The organism is Ruegeria sp. D1(2025) (assembly GCF_056536425.1).
Genome location: NZ_JBQFPO010000008.1, coordinates 112,127 through 128,712 on the forward strand (window position 1 = coordinate 112,127; position 16,586 = coordinate 128,712).

Annotated in this window: 19 protein-coding genes; 13 read left to right on the forward strand and 6 right to left on the reverse strand. The window is 58.2% G+C overall.

Going from position 1 to position 16,586, the window contains the following annotated elements; genetic code table 11:
• Nucleotides 1-156: 156 nt before the first annotated feature.
• Both ACR1XU_RS17350 and ACR1XU_RS17355 read left to right on the forward strand, forming a co-directional pair.
• Nucleotides 157-579, forward strand: coding sequence for a hypothetical protein (locus tag ACR1XU_RS17350; protein ID WP_480907111.1), 423 nt, complete (start codon nucleotides 157-159; stop codon nucleotides 577-579).
• A gap of 216 nt (nucleotides 580-795) precedes the next feature.
• Nucleotides 796-1,158 carry a hypothetical protein gene (locus ACR1XU_RS17355; RefSeq protein WP_480524256.1) on the forward strand — a complete coding sequence of 121 codons (363 nt, stop codon included), beginning with the start codon at nucleotides 796-798 and terminating at the stop codon, nucleotides 1,156-1,158.
• A 115-nt stretch (nucleotides 1,159-1,273) separates the two neighbouring features.
• Here the strand turns inward: ACR1XU_RS17355 and ACR1XU_RS17360 are convergent, their stop codons facing one another.
• Nucleotides 1,274-2,077: a glycoside hydrolase family 25 protein gene (locus ACR1XU_RS17360; RefSeq protein ID WP_480812328.1), complete on the reverse strand. Its 804-nt coding sequence runs from the start codon at nucleotides 2,075-2,077 to the stop codon at nucleotides 1,274-1,276.
• A 389-nt stretch (nucleotides 2,078-2,466) separates the two neighbouring features.
• On the opposite strand from ACR1XU_RS17360, the gene rplS reads away from it, so the two are divergent.
• A complete protein-coding gene (gene rplS, locus ACR1XU_RS17365; RefSeq protein WP_170328369.1) occupies nucleotides 2,467-2,850 on the forward strand; it encodes a 50S ribosomal protein L19 in 384 nt (127 codons plus the stop codon).
• An 11-nt stretch (nucleotides 2,851-2,861) separates the two neighbouring features.
• Complete coding sequence (gene rpmE / locus ACR1XU_RS17370) at nucleotides 2,862-3,083, forward strand: 50S ribosomal protein L31 (RefSeq protein ID WP_170428949.1); 222 nt, start codon at nucleotides 2,862-2,864, stop codon at nucleotides 3,081-3,083.
• 67 nt (nucleotides 3,084-3,150) lie between these two features.
• Here rpmE and ACR1XU_RS17375 read toward each other — a convergent pair whose 3' ends face one another.
• The gene (locus ACR1XU_RS17375) at nucleotides 3,151-3,522 is read right to left on the reverse strand and encodes a VOC family protein (protein ID WP_480907109.1); all 372 of its coding nucleotides are present in this window, start codon (nucleotides 3,520-3,522) and stop codon (nucleotides 3,151-3,153) included.
• Between the two features lie 367 nt (nucleotides 3,523-3,889).
• Here ACR1XU_RS17375 and ACR1XU_RS17380 point away from each other — a divergent pair, with 367 nt between their 5' ends.
• Entirely contained in the window at nucleotides 3,890-4,699 is an 810-nt protein-coding gene (locus ACR1XU_RS17380; protein ID WP_170614791.1) for a division plane positioning ATPase MipZ, read from the forward strand.
• 36 nt (nucleotides 4,700-4,735) lie between these two features.
• On the opposite strand, the gene ACR1XU_RS17385 is transcribed toward ACR1XU_RS17380, so the two are convergent.
• Nucleotides 4,736-5,272, reverse strand: a complete 537-nt coding sequence (locus tag ACR1XU_RS17385; RefSeq protein ID WP_170614792.1) for a winged helix-turn-helix transcriptional regulator — start codon at nucleotides 5,270-5,272, stop codon at nucleotides 4,736-4,738.
• A 40-nt stretch (nucleotides 5,273-5,312) separates the two neighbouring features.
• On the opposite strand from ACR1XU_RS17385, the gene ACR1XU_RS17390 reads away from it, so the two are divergent.
• Entirely contained in the window at nucleotides 5,313-5,690 is a 378-nt protein-coding gene (locus ACR1XU_RS17390; RefSeq protein ID WP_170614793.1) for a VOC family protein, read from the forward strand.
• 34 nt (nucleotides 5,691-5,724) lie between these two features.
• Here the strand turns inward: ACR1XU_RS17390 and ACR1XU_RS17395 are convergent, their stop codons facing one another.
• Entirely contained in the window at nucleotides 5,725-6,960 is a 1,236-nt protein-coding gene (locus ACR1XU_RS17395) for an adenylate/guanylate cyclase domain-containing protein (RefSeq protein ID WP_480907107.1), read from the reverse strand.
• A 61-nt stretch (nucleotides 6,961-7,021) separates the two neighbouring features.
• A complete protein-coding gene (locus ACR1XU_RS17400) occupies nucleotides 7,022-7,474 on the reverse strand; it encodes a MarR family transcriptional regulator (protein WP_170614795.1) in 453 nt (150 codons plus the stop codon).
• A gap of 57 nt (nucleotides 7,475-7,531) precedes the next feature.
• On the opposite strand from ACR1XU_RS17400, the gene hmgA reads away from it, so the two are divergent.
• From hmgA to fahA, 3 genes are read left to right on the forward strand one after another with little or no spacing between them, the layout of a single operon-like run.
• Nucleotides 7,532-8,887, forward strand: a complete 1,356-nt coding sequence (gene hmgA / locus ACR1XU_RS17405; protein WP_170807879.1) for a homogentisate 1,2-dioxygenase — start codon at nucleotides 7,532-7,534, stop codon at nucleotides 8,885-8,887.
• Nucleotides 8,888-8,893: 6 nt separating this feature from the next.
• Nucleotides 8,894-9,517 carry a LysE family translocator gene (locus tag ACR1XU_RS17410; RefSeq protein ID WP_480907105.1) on the forward strand — a complete coding sequence of 208 codons (624 nt, stop codon included), beginning with the start codon at nucleotides 8,894-8,896 and terminating at the stop codon, nucleotides 9,515-9,517.
• A 38-nt stretch (nucleotides 9,518-9,555) separates the two neighbouring features.
• Nucleotides 9,556-10,812: a fumarylacetoacetase gene (gene fahA / locus ACR1XU_RS17415; RefSeq protein ID WP_480907103.1), complete on the forward strand. Its 1,257-nt coding sequence runs from the start codon at nucleotides 9,556-9,558 to the stop codon at nucleotides 10,810-10,812.
• Between the two features lie 99 nt (nucleotides 10,813-10,911).
• Here fahA and ACR1XU_RS17420 read toward each other — a convergent pair whose 3' ends face one another.
• Nucleotides 10,912-11,793, reverse strand: coding sequence for a LysR family transcriptional regulator (locus ACR1XU_RS17420; protein WP_480907102.1), 882 nt, complete (start codon nucleotides 11,791-11,793; stop codon nucleotides 10,912-10,914).
• A gap of 103 nt (nucleotides 11,794-11,896) precedes the next feature.
• Between ACR1XU_RS17420 and ACR1XU_RS17425 the strand changes: the two genes are divergently transcribed.
• Genes ACR1XU_RS17425 through ACR1XU_RS17440 form a run of 4 tightly spaced genes read left to right on the forward strand, consistent with a single transcriptional unit; the run spans nucleotide 11,897 to nucleotide 16,582 of the window.
• The gene (locus tag ACR1XU_RS17425) at nucleotides 11,897-13,339 is read left to right on the forward strand and encodes an aldehyde dehydrogenase family protein (RefSeq protein WP_480907100.1); all 1,443 of its coding nucleotides are present in this window, start codon (nucleotides 11,897-11,899) and stop codon (nucleotides 13,337-13,339) included.
• Complete coding sequence (locus ACR1XU_RS17430) at nucleotides 13,339-14,316, forward strand: membrane dipeptidase (protein WP_480907098.1); 978 nt, start codon at nucleotides 13,339-13,341, stop codon at nucleotides 14,314-14,316. The genes ACR1XU_RS17425 and ACR1XU_RS17430 overlap by 1 nt, the downstream gene beginning before the upstream one ends.
• Nucleotides 14,313-15,998, forward strand: coding sequence for a hypothetical protein (locus tag ACR1XU_RS17435; protein WP_480907096.1), 1,686 nt, complete (start codon nucleotides 14,313-14,315; stop codon nucleotides 15,996-15,998). Before ACR1XU_RS17430 ends, ACR1XU_RS17435 begins: the two co-directional genes overlap by 4 nt.
• Nucleotides 15,995-16,582, forward strand: a complete 588-nt coding sequence (locus ACR1XU_RS17440) for a DUF3726 domain-containing protein (protein WP_480907094.1) — start codon at nucleotides 15,995-15,997, stop codon at nucleotides 16,580-16,582. The genes ACR1XU_RS17435 and ACR1XU_RS17440 overlap by 4 nt, the downstream gene beginning before the upstream one ends.
• Nucleotides 16,583-16,586: the final 4 nt, after the last annotated feature.

The window sequence follows — 16,586 nt, forward strand, 5'->3', positions numbered from 1 at the left end:
CCCCCCTCCTTGGCCGTCTCATCCGCGCGATTGTGACCAGAAAGTCGCAGAAAGCAGCAATGAACCAATTCACTTTGAGGTTGCTAGAAAATGCAGGTACTCAGCTTGGAGAATACAGGTCGGAATCGACCTCCCAAGAGTGAATAAGTTTGTAAAATGAAAAAGTTATTGCTTGGTGCATTGCTTGTTTTGAGTGCTTGTGCCGCCAATCCCGGACCGTCTATCCCAGTAAAGCCCGGCTACGATCTTGCCTTTGCCCGTAGGGCGGTTCAAGGCTGCTCGGCCAATGCCGAAGCAGGCGGCACCAGTGCCGTTGTCGGTGGCTATGCAACTGGTGTCATTCTGGTTGGCGTCGTTCTGGGTCCGGCGATTGTCGGGATGAATCAGGACACCATTTATGAAAACGGCAAGATCGACGGCGTCGACCGCTGCCTGGCCAAGCACGGCTTTGAGCGCCGTGACCTGACGGATGGTGAAGTCTTCTGGCTGGGCGACAGTTACGGCACGGAACGCGAGAACAGGTTAAGCCACCTTATCGGCGGCGGTACCGTTGAAAGCTACAAACCGACTTTGAATTGATGGGTGCACTTGCCTGACGGCATCCGTGGCGGGGAACGTCTCCGCCTCGGCATGCGCGTGGCAAGTCATTGCAAGTACGGATATCCTGCCCGATCGGTACACGATATCTGACCGGATTACAAAAGTTGTCATTGCGAAATCATTGCCCGCCAGACGGTTGGTCTCTTAGCGTTTGAACAGGGTCTCAGGCCCAACAATTTCAAGCAGGAGATTACAATGAAAACTGGAATGATACTTGGAATTATCGGCGGTGTTATCGCCTTATTGGTCGGTGCGGTGGGCTACAGCGCCTCATCCGCCCTCGGTTCGTTGTCCAGCGGCATCGGGTATGAACAAGGCGCGTCATCCGCGCAGTTCTACAGCATCATGTCGCTGGTGTTGCCGGTCGCCGGCCTTCTGGGCGGAGGCATCGCCGGCAGGAACGCGCAGGTTGGAGCTGGCCTGATGGGCCTGTCCGCTGTCGGAATTTTATGGGCCTTCGGCCTGAGCTTTTTGTCAATTGTTCCCGCCGTCTTACTTGGGCTCGGCGCTTTTCTGGTGCTTTCAGAAGGCGAAAGCAGTTCGCACGAAAATAGCTGAAACACCTACCAAAACAGGCCTGCCCAGATGGGCAAGCCTGACCGGATCATCCGTGCTTTTGCTGTTACCCGGAATTCGGAAAAGCAAACGTCCGGATCTCACCCCCCAAGAAAACTCAGTTGCCTCCAGCCTTCCAGCGGGCCCAGATTTCCGGCTCTCCGTTGAATGTGTTGATATCAACCTTGCCCTGGACCCCCGGGACCAGCCCGGTGCCAGTGTATTGCCAGAAACGCCAGATCGTATTCGGATAAACGTCGCGAGGGTGCCCGGCAACCGAACGCAACCAGAACTCGGTTTTGGGCAGGCGGCTGATATTGGTGTCCTGATAAAAATCCACCGTGGTGTAGACGATCGGTCTGCGCCCGTAGTGACGCTCGAGAATATTCAGGAATTTCTCGGCCTCGGCCCGCACTGTTTTGCCATCGGGCCGCAAAGTGCAGGTCTTGGAATGTGGCGTCCATTCCATGTCGAGAACATGGGGCAGATCGGCACCCTTGGGCACGTTGCGGATAAACCAGCGGGCCTGTTCGGCAGCAGGACGGCAAAAGTAATAATAGTGATAGGCACCCCACGGCACACCCGCTGCCTGCGCGCCCTGCCGGTGCTCGTTGAAGCGCGGGTCTGCGAAATCGCCCCCTTCAGTGGCCTTGATGAACACAAAGCTGACCCCGGCAGAGCGGGCAGTGCGCCAATCGATCGAGTCCTGCCAGCGCGACACGTCCAGCCCATGGACCGGGTAGCTTCCGGGTTGCCGCCCCTCCCACTCATGAGGGTCCGCATCGCCAAAGCGAGGGTGAATAACCAATGGCGGTTTCGGGTCCGTTACCTCGAAATGCTCGACCACCTGTGGTGGCGGAGGACGCCGCCCGCATGATACAAGTGTCAGCCCGATAAGTGCCAGTAAGACCACTAAGCGCATTATTCTAACCTGCCTGAAATATCTGCTCGTATTGTTGGGTTCAGAATGACAAATCTGCGTGATAAGACAACGCTACAATTGCGTGACGGCGGAAACTTACCGCTTGCACACCGGACACTTTCAGAAATTGACAATTCATGCTTGATCCCGGGCACCAAAACGCCTAAAGCAGCGCAATCCGGTGCCGCGTCATGCGACTCCGGTGTTTTGGTTTGTTTCGCAGCGTGACGTCCCGCTTTCTTCGGCCCGGACGCGATGCGGCAAGCCAGACCAAAGGAACATTCGATCTGACCTCTGGCGGGCTGTGCGCAGGACCCGGTGAAGACCAAGAGCTCTCAGGCCGTGCCCAAACTTCGTGGACCAACCACGAGCAGATAGGAGTACCTGCGATGGACCTGATCGCACAGCTTGAGGCGGAACAGATTGCCGCCCTGGGGAAAGACATCCCCGATTTCAAAGCCGGAGACACGATCCGTGTCGGCTTTAAAGTGACCGAAGGGTCGCGTACCCGTGTGCAGAACTACGAAGGCGTCTGCATCGCGCGCAAAGGTGGCAGCGGCATCGCCGGTTCGTTCACCGTTCGCAAAATCTCGTTTGGCGAAGGCGTGGAGCGTGTTTTCCCGCTGCATTCGACCAACATCGACAGCATCACCGTTGTCCGCCGTGGCCGCGTCCGTCGCGCCAAACTGTACTATCTGCGCTCGCGCCGTGGTAAGTCCGCGCGTATCGCAGAAGTCACCAACTACAAGCCCAAGGCTGGCGCCGAGGCGTAAGGAGCGGAAAGATGAAAAAAGACATCCATCCCGATTATCACGTCATCAACGTCAAAATGACCGATGGCACCGTGGTTCAGATGAAATCCACCTGGGGCGCCGAAGGCGACCAGCTGGCTCTGGAAATCGACCCCTCCTCGCACCCCGCGTGGACCGGTGGCTCGTCGCGCCTGATGGACGCCGGCGGCCGCGTGTCGAAGTTCAAGAAAAAATACGAAGGTCTGGGCTTCTAGGCCTGACCGGTTCCGAATGCAGAAGGCCGCCCATTGGGCGGCCTTTTTTTGTGGAGCGCGTTGGGCTTTATCCGAACACGTAAAAGCACAGCTTGTTGCCGTCCGGGTCCCGCACATATGCGCCGTAAAAGCGGTCGGGCACACGCTGGCCCGGCTCGCCCTCGTCCGTCGCGCCAAGGCTGATGGCCCTGTCATACATGGTGGTGACCGCATTTTTGGATTCGGCGGCAAAGGCCAGCATGTTGCCATTTCCTGACGCGCAGGTTTCGCCGTCATAGGGTTCGCAAACCGCCAGCATGGGTGCAGTCGGATCGTTGCCGATGAACGCAATCCGACCGGCATCGATCAGAACCTGCGCGCCTTTGTCCGCGAAAAGCGCAGTATAGAACTCCTTGGCCTTGTCCATGTTGGAAACACCAATGGTAACATATCCGATCATTCAGGATGTCCTTTGCTGATTGCTTAGCTGTTTGCGACGCACTGTCCGTCAGGTGCCACAGGTATACAAGTCACGAAACCGGCATCGACTGACCTTGAAAGCCCACTGGGAAAGTGCAGGTCACGGCCTTCGCAACCACGCGCTGTTTTTGCGTGTTTGGCCCATCGTTTCCTTGGCAAATCTGAGAAACGGCACAAGCCGCCCGTCATGTTGCACGGCGTAACCCGCCCGCGCCGCGCTGTTTTCCGGTTTCCTCGCCAATAATAGGCCAATACACCGCTTGAGGTTCTTTCCTTCCCACCAAACACAACATATAGTGGCCACAAACAACGTGTGGGCAAACACGGCGGGACTTGGGAATACAAGCATGGCACATATCATTGTGGTCGGGAACGAAAAGGGCGGCGCAGGCAAATCGACCGTTTCGATGCATGTGGCGACAGCGTTGGCGCGGCTGGGGCACAAGGTCAGCACACTGGATCTGGACCTGCGGCAGCGCAGCCTTGGGCGTTACTTCGAAAACCGCCTGAACTTTCTCAGAAGTTCGGACCTGAGCCTGCCCAGCCCGCGTCATCACGACCTGCCCGAAATCGATGCGGCCACGCTGAAGCCGGGCGAGAATATCTATGACCACCGCCTGTCCGCCGCCGTTGCTGAACTGGAAAGCGACAGCGATTTCATCCTGATCGACTGCCCCGGCTCGCACACGCGCCTCAGCCAGGTGGCGCATTCGTTGGCCGACACGTTGATCACACCGCTGAACGACAGCTTCATCGACTTCGACTTGTTGGCACGGATCGACTCGAAGGGTGAAAAGATCCTCGGGCCGTCGGTCTATTCGGAAATGGTGTGGAATGCGCGTCAGCTGCGGGCGCAGGCCGGGCTGAAACCCATCGACTGGGTTGTGGTCCGCAACCGGGTCGGCACACAGCGCATGGTAAACAAAGAAAAGATGCAGCGCGCGATCGAGATGCTGTCTCAGAGGATCGGTTTCAGGGTTGCATCCGGCTTTTCCGAACGGGTGATTTTCCGCGAGCTGTTTCCGCGCGGCCTGACCCTGCTGGACCTCAAGGATATCGGGGTCAAACAGCTGAACATCTCGAACATAGCCGCGCGACAAGAGCTGCGCGACATGATGAAAGAACTGAACCTGCCGGGGGTCGAGATCGACTTCTGACGGGGCACATCTTCACCGCTGCCTTGAACATCCTGATCATTTTGCCAGGGCGATCGCCTTGTTGACTTCGATGCCACGATTGATGGCAAGGTAGGTCGGAAAGGGCGATCGGCCTGAGACATCGATGTCGCGCCTAAGCCAGTCATGCGTTTCCAAAAGATAGAGCGACTTCGACAGCGCGCGGTCGGTGATCGTGGACAGATCTGATTTTATGACAGAAAAGCGCTGGGGTTTTTGCGTCACGGCCAGAATCGGCACGGTCCAACTTCGCCTCAGAAGGGCAAAGTCGTCTTCGTCGGGCACGGCCTTAACAATTCTGCTTGCAACCTCGGCCATTTCTTTACCGCTCTGCGTTAGCCGGAATTCGGGGCGCAGTGGATGACCGTGGCCGGGGTTTTTCTCAAGAAGCCTTAACTCGATCAGGTGCCCAAGGCTCTGGGTAAACGAACTGCGACTTGCCCCCGTCGCCGCAATCAACGGTGCCTGCCGCCCCGGAACGCCCGCGTGCAGCTTTGCCAGAATGCTCAGCGACCATGCCCGCGACGTAAGCTTGACAAGTGACTTTGTGTCCATAAAGTATAGTTACTTTATTATTAGATAGTAGGAAAGACCGATGCTGCCAGTTTCTTTGGAAAACACGATCACGCTTGCGATCTCAGTCCGCGACCGTCACGCCAGCGCCAAATGGTACAGCGACATGCTTGGATTTGAGCTGATCCATCACATTGACGAGGCCGGCTGGAGCGAAATGCAGACAAAGACCGACGGCGTAACCTTGGGGCTGGGCGAGCAGACCGAACCCGCGCCCGGTAACACCGTCCCTGTATTTGGAGTAAGCGACATCAAAACGGCAAGGGGCGCGCTGGAAACGGCCGGGGTCAAATTCGACGGCGACACAGAAACCATCGAGGGGATGGTCAGCACCGCCACATTCTACGACTTGGACGGCAACGCCATGATGTTGGCGCAGGACCTGACCGGACAAGGATGACATCCTACGACCGGCGCAATCCCACGGGCCGCCGTTATTCGGCGGCCCTGTAGACAGTAAACAGCTCTTTCGGCTCGGTCACACCGCGCAGCATGTAGCGGCCCAACGATACAAGCTCGTGACTGCAAGGCTCGGCGGCCCGGGCGACGTCGTCTGATATCAGGATTCGCTGCCCCAGAGACCGGTGCATGCCGGAGATACGGGCGGCCTGATTGACCGCAGGTCCGATCACAGTGAAATCCAGCCGGTTTTCCGCCCCGATATTGCCATAGAGGATTTCACCTGCGTGCAGCGCCAGGGTGTAACCAACTACGCGCAGACCCTCTGCCTGCCGCTGCGCGTTCCTTGCGGCCATTCGATCCTGCAACAGCGCTACGGCAGCCAGCGCGGCGCGCGCGTCTTCGTCGATTTCCCCGACATCGAACATGGCCATCAGCCCGTCGCCCATGAATTTCAGGATATTGCCACCGCATTCGTGCACGACCGCCACCACAACCGCCAGATAGTCATTCAGCATTTCGATGATTTCCGGGCCGGGCAATTGCTCGGACAGGCTGGTGAAATCTTCAAGATCGAAGTTCCAGATCACGGCGTCGATCTGCTGTAGCGAACCGCGGCGAATTTCCCCTGACAGCACCCGGCGCCCCGCGTCCCGGCCCAGATAGGCGCGCATCAGATCCCTGGCCATCCGGCTATTGGACGCCGATTTGAGCGCAAGTCCCAGATGGGGCAAGACGGAATTAATCAGGTTCAGATCATGATCGCGGAACCCCTCGGGCGCGTCGCTGGTCCAGGACATCAGTACTCCGTCAACCGAGGTGTCCGGTTCTTTCAGGGCCTCGCGCATGGGACGCTCGAAAGACACGCCTGTTGCGTAATAGTCCGTGGCGCCCTGCTCGCGCAGTTCATTGAGCAACGGAAAACGGCTGGGCGTGTTCTGATCGACCAGCCGTTCACGCAGGTCCTGCATGTCCTCTGTCATCAACGCATAAAGCGGGCTTTGCTGCCATTGCGGGCTGGGTTCTTCGGAATACTCGAACTTCTGATAGTCACCGCCATGCCCGTGATACCAGCTGTATCCTGTGCCGCCATACACCGGGTGCAGGGCGGATTGCGCCGCGTGAAACCGCATGAGGGGCACGCCCAGATCAACCAGTCGCGCGCAGTACCCGTCCAGCAACTCTTCTTTTCCGGCCCCTTCCAGCCCCCGGTCGACCAGCCATTCGATCAGAGAGTCCGCTTTTGCCGTTTCGGTGTCGGGGGCCGTCATATTCAAGTCCTATATGAAGTCTCTTGATCATCTGGGGTAAGGGACGGCAAATTACCAGTGCTCAGACCATTCCCGCCAGCTTCCGAAGCATTTGCCGCAACAGGATAACCTCGTCATCGGAAAACGCATTGGCAAGCTTTGCGTCATATTGCTCGGCAATGTCGCGCAGTTCGCGATATACGCGCGTGCCGGCGTCCGTCAGCCTGAGATGCTCGACCCGGCGGTCCGTGTCGCTTTGGGTGCGCGCCAGGTAACGGCGCTGTTCCAGCCGCTGAACCGCCCGGCTGATCTTGGTCTTGTGCACCTTGGCCCTTTGGCCGATCTCCTTAGCGGTCATTTCCCCGAAGTTGCCAAGATGGAACAGCACGCGCCATTCGGTGCGCAGCATGCCGTGCCGACCTTTGTAAATGCGCTGGAACTCAAGCGAAACCTCTTCCGCAGCCATGTTAAGAAGAAACGGCAGGAATTCCTGCAGATCAAAGTCATCTTTTTTGTGTGAATCGGGCTTTGCCATACTTGTTAGTTACAAAATCAACTATTACCCGACAAGCAGCAAATGGAGGAACACAGGATGAACCGTCCGACTGATCCACACAAACTGACCCAGGCCAGCACTCCGGTCGGGACCCACGCGGGCTACATGCCCGGCTTTGGCAACGACTTCGAAACCGAGGCTTTGCCGGGTGCGCTGCCGCAGGGCATGAACAGCCCACAGAAATGCAACTATGGCCTTTATGGCGAACAGTTAAGCGGCACAGCCTTTACCGCCAACCCGCCCGAACGGACCTGGTGTTATCGCATCCGTCCTTCGGTCAAGCATTCACACCGTTACGAAAAGATCGACCTGCCGCACTGGAAATCTGCGCCCTGTGTTGATCCGGATGTGATCAGCCTGGGCCAGTATCGCTGGGACGCGGTCCCGCACTCTCAGGAAAAGCTGACCTGGCTGACCGGAATGCGCACCATGACGACAGCAGGCGACGTAAACACGCAAGTCGGAATGGCGAGCCATATCTATCTGGTCACCGAGTCCATGGTGGATGACTATTTCTATTCCGCCGATTCCGAATTGCTGGTCGTGCCGCAGGAAGGCCGCCTGCGCTTTGCGACCGAGTTGGGCATCATCGACCTGGAGCCGAAAGAGATCGCCATCCTGCCGCGCGGTCTGGTTTATCGGGTCGAAGTGCTGGAAGGCCCGGCGCGCGGCTTTGTCTGCGAAAATTACGGGCAGAAGTTCGAACTTCCCGGCCGCGGCCCCATCGGCGCGAACTGCATGGCCAATCCCCGCGATTTCAAGGCACCTGTTGCGGCTTTTGAAGATCGCGAGACGGCATCGACGGTGACCATCAAATGGTGCGGACAGTTCCACACGACAAAGATCGGGCACAGCCCGCTGGACGTCGTGGCCTGGCATGGAAACTACGCGCCCTACAAATACGATCTGCGCAATTACTGCCCTGTCGGCGCAATCCTGTTCGACCATCCCGATCCGTCGATCTTTACCGTCCTGACCGCCCCGTCCGGGCAACCCGGCACGGCCAATATCGACTTTGTTCTGTTCCGCGAACGCTGGATGGTGATGGAGGATACGTTCCGCCCGCCCTGGTATCACAAGAACATCATGTCCGAACTGATGGGCAATATCTACGGTCAGTACGACGCCAAACCGCAGGGCTTTGTTCCGGGCGGCATGAGCTTGCACAACATGATGCTGCCACATGGACCCGACAAGGATGCCTTTGAAAAAGCATCGAATTCCAACCTGGGTCCGGACAAGCTGGACAACACCATGTCCTTCATGTTCGAAACGCGGTTCCCGCAGCATCTGACACCCTTCGCAGCCAACAAGGCGCCCTTGCAGGATGACTACATCGATTGCTGGACTTCGCTTGAGAAAAAGTTCGATGGAACGCCTGGAAAGAAGTAGTCAGCCATGAGCCTGGACATCTGGATCACCTATGTCGGAACCGTCCTGCTGTTGATGAGCACTCCGGGGCCGAGCCAGTTGCTGATGCTGTCAAACTCGGCGGCCAACGGCTTTTCCCGGGGTCTGTTCACGGCAGCGGGGGATCTGACGGCAAATCTGCTGCAAATGCTGGCGGCGGGTCTTGGGCTGGCGACGCTGATTGCCACATCGGGCATTGCACTGACCGTGATCAAATGGCTCGGCGTGGCGTATCTGGTTTTTCTTGGCGCACGATCCATCCTGCGGGCTGAACGCAAGACGCTTCAGAAAGCCGTCAGAACCAGCCGGAAATCACTTTGGGCGCAAGGGTTTATCACGTCTGCGGCAAACCCGAAGGCCGTGGTTTTCTTTGCCGCCCTTTTCCCGTTGTTCATCGACGGCGCCTACCCGTTCTGGCCGCAGTTTGCCGTTTTGTCGGCGACCTATCTGGTCATGGACGGCCTGTTCCTTTCGGCCTATGGCGGCAGCGCAAGCTGGCTGGCCAGACGGCTCAGGGGACAGGCGCGGCTTTGGCTTGACCGGGCGGGCGGCATTTTCATGATACTGGCGGCAATCCTGCTTGGGTTGAAATCCCTCCGCCCGACAGCATAACGGCGGCATCACGCCACAAGACACAAAAAGGACAGACCATGCCTTTGAAAAAATCCTGGGTGGCTTCGGCCAATGACGCGACGCACCCGTTTCCGCTGAACAACCTGCCCTATGGGGTCTTTTCGACCGAGGGTGAAGAACCCCGTTGCGGCGTCGCCATCGGAGACATGATCCTGGACGTCACCTCTGCCGAGGCCGAAGGTCTGATCAACTTGGGTGACGAGCCGCTTTTCGATTTGCCCTTTTGGAACCCGCTGATGGAGGAAGGCCCGGCCGTCTGGGGCGCATTGCGCGATCGGCTGACCGCCCTGCTGGCCGACGGGTCGGACGAACAGGCAAAGGTCGAGCCACTGCTGGTGCGACAGGATGAGGCCGAGTTGCACATGCCCTTTGCGGTCAGCGAATACACCGATTTCTACGCGGGCCGGAATCACGCCTTCAACGTCGGGACAATGTTCCGTGGCCCCGAAAACGCGTTGCCGCCGAACTGGCTTCATATCCCGATCGGTTATAACGGGCGCGCCTCCTCCGTGGTGGTTTCGGGCACCGATATTCGCCGCCCCTGGGGGCAGCTCAAATCGCCCGATCAGGATCTGCCCGCATTTTTGCCCAGCCGCCGGTTCGATATCGAACTTGAAATGGGGGCAATTGTCGGCACTCCGTCCGATGGTCCGATCTCGGTTCAAGCGGCAGATGACCACATTTTCGGCTATGTCCTGCTGAATGACTGGTCCGCGCGCGATATTCAGGCATGGGAATACCAGCCGCTGGGCCCGTTTCAGGCCAAGGCCACCGCGACCTCGATCAGCCCCTGGATCGTCACCAAGGCAGCGCTTGAACCCTTCCGGTGTGACACACCGGAGCGTGAGTTCGAATTGCTGGATCACCTCAAGGATTGCGGCCCGATGCTCTACAACATCGAGCTGGAGGTCACGATGGCCCCCGAGGGCAAAGAAGCAACCACCATCGCGCGAACGAACTACAACGAGATGTACTATTCCGCTGCGCAACAGTTGGCCCATCACTCCACATCGGGTTGTCCGATGAATGCGGGTGATCTGCTTGGGTCGGGGACCATTTCGGGCGCGACAAAACCCGAACGTGGATCCTTGCTGGAACTCAGCTGGGGTGGGAAGGAACCACTTACGCTGGACGGCGGAGAGACACGCAGTTTCATCGAGGACGGTGATACACTGACTCTGAAAGGTGCGGCCAAAGGGGATGGGTATGTCATCGGGTTCGGTGATTGCGTCGGAACCGTTCTGCCGGCTTTGTCTGACCCCTATAAGTCCTGAGTATTATTGGAGACTTCCGCCGGTCCTGCAGGCAGGCATCGGCGGGGGTCTCCATTTCAAGACTGTGGTGCGTTTGTAGTCATCATGTCTTCCGTGTCATTATTGCCCGCCTCCCAGATCAAGGCCCTGAATGAAGGCACTGATTTCATCAGTCATGTCCTGAAACCGTGACCGTTCGCTGACATAAAGATAGACCTGCCTTTTGTCTGCAAGGTCCGAAATGGGCCGGAAGGCCGTCGCCTCGGGGATGAACCGGGCAACGGTTTGCGGAAGGACCGTCACCCATCTGCCTGTGCGCACCATCGTTACAAGCGAGTGTGTGTTGTGGATGGTGACATCCGCACTTTCGATGGCCTGCACAAATCGCTGCGAGCGGATCAGGCCGCACAATGCGTTCCGGATGAACGGAGCCGATGCGACATCATCGATTGTTGGTGCGGCTTCAGCTTTGATCAACGGATGATCCGACGCGCAAACCAATCCGAACAGGTCTTCGAACAGGGCAATCGCCCGGAACCCGTTCAGAGCGTGGTGGCCCGAGGCAATTCCGATATCAGCCTTGCCCTCGACCAGCGCATCAAGCACTTGCTGAGTATCCGTATCGCGCAGCTCGATTTTGAGGCCGGGAAACCGCTGCGTCATATGCGCCAGCGCCGCCGGGAAAACCAGCGCCGCAACCGACGGGACCGAAACGATCCGCAACAGGCCGTGTTCGGCATCCGCTGCCGCCTCAATGTTCTGCACGGTTTGATCGAATTGACGAACCTGTTTCAGTGCAAGCTCGAACACCTGCTGCCCCAAAGGTGAAAGACGGTTCTTGCGCTCGCCCTCGAACAGTTTTTTGCCGAGGTGTTCCTCAAATTGCTTCAATGTCATCGACACGGCGGATTGCGTCCGCCCAAGCCTGTCGGCGGCTTCATTCAGCTGACCGGTTTGGGCTACGGCGCAAAAACACCGCAAAGTTTCGATCTTGATTGCCATGGTTCAAGATTCCTGAAGTTTTCTTCACTTATTTGAGTTTGACTGATGTTGCTGCAAAAAGCCATCCTGTCAGAAATCCTGTTTTTCGACTCTGGGGCGCATTGTGACCAAACTGAACCTGATCGCCGGCGAATGGCTGGCGGGAGAAAGCGAAATTGAAAACCGCAACCCTTCGGACCTGAGCGATCTGGTCGGCATGTTCGCGCAGGCCAGCCCGGACCAGTTGGACGCGACACTGGATCAGGCGCGCGTTGCGCAGGCCGAATGGGAGGCCTATCTGCCGGAGCGCAAGCAAGCCGTTGTGATGAATATCGGGAATGAGCTGATGTCGCGCGCTGAAGAGTTGGGCACGCTGCTATCACGAGAGGAAGGCAAACCGCTTGCCGAGGGCAAGGGCGAGGTCTATCGCGCAGGCCAGTTCTTTACCTATTACGCCGCAGAATGCCTGCGTCAGATCGGTGAAAATGCAGACAGTGTCCGACCGGGTGTCGAGATTGACGTACGCCGCGAAGCTGTTGGTGTTGTGGCGATCATCAGCCCGTGGAATTTCCCAACCGCGACCGCTTCGTGGAAGATTGCCCCGGCGCTGTGTTATGGCAACGCGGTTGTCTGGAAGCCCGCGAACATCACACCGGCCTCGGCTGTGGCCCTGACCGAAATCATCGAACGGCAGGACGTCCCCAAGGGTCTGTTCAGCCTTGTCATGGGCTCAGGCCGATCCATTGGCCAACGGCTGGTGGAAAGCCCAAAGGTCAACGCTATCTCGTTCACCGGTTCGGTTCCGGTCGGAAAAGGCATCGCTGCTGCCGCCATCCAGAACCTGACCAAGGTGCAGATGGAGATGGGGTCCAAGAACGCTCTGGCGGTGATGGATGACGCTGATCTGGATCTGGCCGTCACACTGGCGCTTGGCGGCGCTTTTGGGGGCACCGGCCAGAAATGCACTGCGTCTTCGCGTCTGGTCGTTCATGCCGGTGTGCATGATGCGTTTGTCGAAAAGCTCGTGGCCGGTGCGAAGGCCTTGAAGGTCGGCCATGCCCTGCAGGATGGGGTGCAGATGGGGCCGGTTGTCAGTCAGCAGCAGCTCAAGGAAAACCTGAGCTATGTGGAGCTTGGCAAATCCGAAGGCGCCGAGCTTGCCTGTGGTGGCCAGTTGCTCGATATGCCGCATGACGGGTTCTACATGTCCCCCGGCGTGTTCCTGAACACGACCAACGATTTGCGCATCAACCGAGAGGAAATGTTCGCGCCCCTGACCAGCGTCATCAAAGTTGGCAGCTATGACGAAGCGCTTAGCGTGGTGAACGACACCAATTTTGGCCTGACCTCGGGCATTGTCACCAAGTCGCTGGCCCGCGCCACACACTTCCGCCGCAATGCACGTACCGGTGTTGTCACGGTCAACCTGCCCACCGCCGGAACCGACTATCACGTGCCTTTTGGCGGGCGCGGCGACAGCTCGTATGGCCCGCGTGAACAGGGCAAGGCGGCGGCCGAATTCTACACCACCGTCAAAACAGCCTATATCAGCGCGGGTCCCGTCTGATGCGGATTGACGGGCTGCAATACGCCAACTGGTCGGAAAAGATTTTTCGCCAACTGCGCGAAGGTGGTGTGGACGCGATCCACGTCACCATTTCGTATCACGAGAACTTTCGCGAAACGGTTCTGAACTTTGAAAAGTGGAACCGCTGGTTCGAGCAGTATCCGGACCTGATCATGAAAGGCCGTTGGGCCAGCGACATCGACACAGCCCGCGATACCGGCCGGACGGCAGTGTTCTTCGGATTTCAGAACCCCAGCCCCATCGAGGACGATATCGGGCTGGTGGAAATCCTGCATGACCTTGGTGCGCGGTTCATGCAACTGACGTACAACAACCAGTCCCTTCTGGCGACCGGCTGTTACGAGGCCGAAGACACCGGTATTACCCGCATGGGCAAACAGGTCATCAAAGAGATGAACCGCGTAGGCCTTGTGGTCGACATGAGCCATTCGGCAGACCGGTCGACCATCGAGGCCGCCGAACTGTCCGAGCGTCCCATTGCCATCACTCACGCCAATCCGCACGAATGGTCTCCGGCCCTGCGCAACAAGCGCGCGGAGGTTATTCGTGCGGTGACGGAAAATGGTGGGATGCTCGGCTTTTCGGTCTACCCTCATCACATGAAAGACAAATCCGCATGCACGATTGAAAGTTTCTGTGAGATGATCGCGCGTACCGCCGACACATACGGCGTTCAGCATCTGGGGATCGGCACCGATCTGTGCCAGGACCAGCCCGACAGTGTGGTCGAATGGATGCGTGTAGGGCGCTGGACGAAAGAGATCGATTACGGCGAAGGCTCGGCCAGCAATCCCGGCTTTCCGCCGATGCCGGACTGGTTCCGCGACAATCGCGATTTCGGCAACATCGAGGCCGGATTGCGTACCGTCGGCATGAGCGAAGACGAAATTGCCGGTATCATGGGCGTTAACTGGTATCGGTTCTTTAATGAAAGCTTCGGACCTCAACACGCATGACACCCCCGGCCTCTGATATCGCGCGACGTGATCCTGCGAAGGTGATGCGCCTTTCCCGCCTGGGCTCGCTGCATCAATGTCGCCTCAGCTTCATGCGGCAACTGACGCGGCGCATGGCGGAGGAGGCCTGGGTTTTCTCTCGCCCGGTCTTTGAGATTGATGACAACGGTGTCGGCCATGCGGTTTATACCGCTTGCGGTCCCGAGCGCGCGTATTCTCTGGTCGCGTTTGCCCATGACCTGCCGCCCGAACAACGCTCGGACCGGGTAATTGCCGAGGCGTGGGATGCCACTTTCACACTGTTTGACGGGGTTCCGACGTCCGAGGATATCGCGCGACTGTCAAGGAATGTCCCGCTGCAAGAGGCGGGGCGCGTCAGCGAAAGCGAACTGTCCTTGTCCCGGGCCAACCGGTCCGTTCGCTTGTGGGCCCATGTTGTCGACAGTCTTGCCGCCGGACAACAGCCCGAGCTGGAGCAGATTTACAAGGTCGGCTATCTGATGCGGACCACGGCGGTTTACGGTTCCGGTAAGTTCGGCGCGGCGGATCGCGAGATAACGGCAGATCGTTCCGAAGTCAGCGGTCCGTTCCAGATCGAGATGCTGTCAGTCTACCTGACCCGGGTTTTTGTGCGCGATCTGGTACAGCATATGGCGAATGTCAAAGGCAATGGACAGGCTGCGGTGCTTGACCCGCAAATCGCACGCTGGCTGGGCATCGGCAATTCCACAGGGTTGGGAATGGCGCCGTTTATCGTCAACCATCCGATCCTGTTCAACAACTGGATCATGGCACGGGAAGAGGCCATCGCCCGCGTGCGCGGCATCGAAACTGCATCCAGCGACGAAGTTCAAAAATTCCTGAACATCTTTGACCGCAGCATGCTGTCGACCTCATGGTGGCGGTCGGATCACCCGATACAGATGGAAAAACTGGCGAATCTGAACGCTGATCTGAAGGCCATCTCGGACTATCTGGAACAGGATGACCTGACGCAGAACCAACCCTGGGACCGGCTTGTGCGCTGGTCAGAGAACACGCTCAGCGAAGAAGGTCAGGAACTGGTCGTCTCGCTGATCATGGAACCCTACCCCGAGCTTGTGGATGGATTGGCAAGCTGCATGGCCGACAGCAACACGCAGGCGCATCTGATCGACGGCGCGATGACGGTGAAACAGGTCCGTTCGCTGATCCGCGAAAGCTTCGACTGGGCATTGGATGTTGATTGGACCAACCCGCAGAATTGCGCCCGGGCCTGGTATGTCTCGGAAGAAAAGCTGGAACCCAGATTGGGTGAGCGGTTCGAGGAGCCGATCTCGGACTATGAGCAACCTCTGGCACCAGCACGTGATGCGGCGCTTGCCTGCCAGCAGCTTGCCTGTTGGCAGGACAACGCACCCATCGCTAAGTTTCTGCTGCAACACCCGGAACACCGGCATACGGTTCGACGGGCTCAGATGTCATGCGTCGCGCCCTACGGTGAAATCCGTGACAATACGATCAGTGCAGAAGTTCTCCCCATCGACATGTTGCGTGCCAAACTCTCGTTTTTCGGAGCAACCCATTTCGATCCGCGGTCAGACCGATGGGTTCGCATCTGCATGTATTCAGGCGCGCCCTACCCCGAGGAATTGACGCCTCAAACGGCGGATCTGTGGGTTTACCCGGAGGCTGTGGAATGAGCTATTCCCTGAACGAGGTTGAAGCCACAGCCAAACGGGCCGCACGCGGCGCGGGCTACAGTTGGGGACTGGCCGAGGAAGCCGGCAAGGCAACACGCTGGCTTTGCGCGCAGGGGTTGGACGGTATCGAAGCGATGGCGCGGCTGCTGCAACAAGAAACGATCCGTTCAGGCGAACGCGGTCCGTGTCCCCTTTCAAACGGCGCATATCTATCCGACAGCGCGCATATTCTGAAGTCGGACCCTATAGTATTGCGGCAAGTCGAGTGCCCACTCCTTCTGGTGCCGTTTGCGGCCTATGCAGCACGTCGACTGGATTCTTGTGTTGAAATCACCTGCGATGGCGCTGAGATTGTTACTGACGGAGCCGTTGTTTCAACCTCCGATGCGCTGCCCAATCGTGCCGATCGCGTTGAAATCCGTCCAAGCGGCGATTTGACCAGCATCGCGCCACAGCGATCCCGCGCCACCCCCAACCCAGGGGATTGGGAGACCCTGAACAGGTTTGCCTACCGCACCTACGCCCCCGCCACCGAAGCCTCCCGCCTTCTGGGTGCTGGTGCCGGGCTTTCCGACAATGACTGAAGAG

Excerpts from the sequence above, each read along its gene's own strand:
- hmgA (WP_170807879.1), top strand. The coding sequence starts at position 7,532 with ATGAACCGTCCGACTGATCCACACAAACTGACCCAGGCCAGCACTCCG.
- rpmE (WP_170428949.1), top strand. The coding sequence starts at position 2,862 with ATGAAAAAAGACATCCATCCCGATTATCACGTCATCAACGTCAAAATG.
- ACR1XU_RS17390 (WP_170614793.1), top strand. The coding sequence starts at position 5,313 with ATGCTGCCAGTTTCTTTGGAAAACACGATCACGCTTGCGATCTCAGTC.
- fahA (WP_480907103.1), top strand. The coding sequence starts at position 9,556 with ATGCCTTTGAAAAAATCCTGGGTGGCTTCGGCCAATGACGCGACGCAC.
- ACR1XU_RS17385 (WP_170614792.1), bottom strand. The coding sequence starts at position 5,272 with ATGGACACAAAGTCACTTGTCAAGCTTACGTCGCGGGCATGGTCGCTG.
- ACR1XU_RS17440 (WP_480907094.1), top strand. The coding sequence starts at position 15,995 with ATGAGCTATTCCCTGAACGAGGTTGAAGCCACAGCCAAACGGGCCGCA.
- ACR1XU_RS17400 (WP_170614795.1), bottom strand. The coding sequence starts at position 7,474 with ATGGCAAAGCCCGATTCACACAAAAAAGATGACTTTGATCTGCAGGAA.
- ACR1XU_RS17395 (WP_480907107.1), bottom strand. The coding sequence starts at position 6,960 with ATGACGGCCCCCGACACCGAAACGGCAAAAGCGGACTCTCTGATCGAA.
- ACR1XU_RS17420 (WP_480907102.1), bottom strand. The coding sequence starts at position 11,793 with ATGGCAATCAAGATCGAAACTTTGCGGTGTTTTTGCGCCGTAGCCCAA.
- rplS (WP_170328369.1), top strand. The coding sequence starts at position 2,467 with ATGGACCTGATCGCACAGCTTGAGGCGGAACAGATTGCCGCCCTGGGG.
- ACR1XU_RS17360 (WP_480812328.1), bottom strand. The coding sequence starts at position 2,077 with ATGCGCTTAGTGGTCTTACTGGCACTTATCGGGCTGACACTTGTATCA.
- ACR1XU_RS17410 (WP_480907105.1), top strand. The coding sequence starts at position 8,894 with ATGAGCCTGGACATCTGGATCACCTATGTCGGAACCGTCCTGCTGTTG.
- ACR1XU_RS17380 (WP_170614791.1), top strand. The coding sequence starts at position 3,890 with ATGGCACATATCATTGTGGTCGGGAACGAAAAGGGCGGCGCAGGCAAA.
- ACR1XU_RS17375 (WP_480907109.1), bottom strand. The coding sequence starts at position 3,522 with ATGATCGGATATGTTACCATTGGTGTTTCCAACATGGACAAGGCCAAG.
- ACR1XU_RS17430 (WP_480907098.1), top strand. The coding sequence starts at position 13,339 with ATGCGGATTGACGGGCTGCAATACGCCAACTGGTCGGAAAAGATTTTT.
- ACR1XU_RS17355 (WP_480524256.1), top strand. The coding sequence starts at position 796 with ATGAAAACTGGAATGATACTTGGAATTATCGGCGGTGTTATCGCCTTA.
- ACR1XU_RS17350 (WP_480907111.1), top strand. The coding sequence starts at position 157 with ATGAAAAAGTTATTGCTTGGTGCATTGCTTGTTTTGAGTGCTTGTGCC.
- ACR1XU_RS17435 (WP_480907096.1), top strand. The coding sequence starts at position 14,313 with ATGACACCCCCGGCCTCTGATATCGCGCGACGTGATCCTGCGAAGGTG.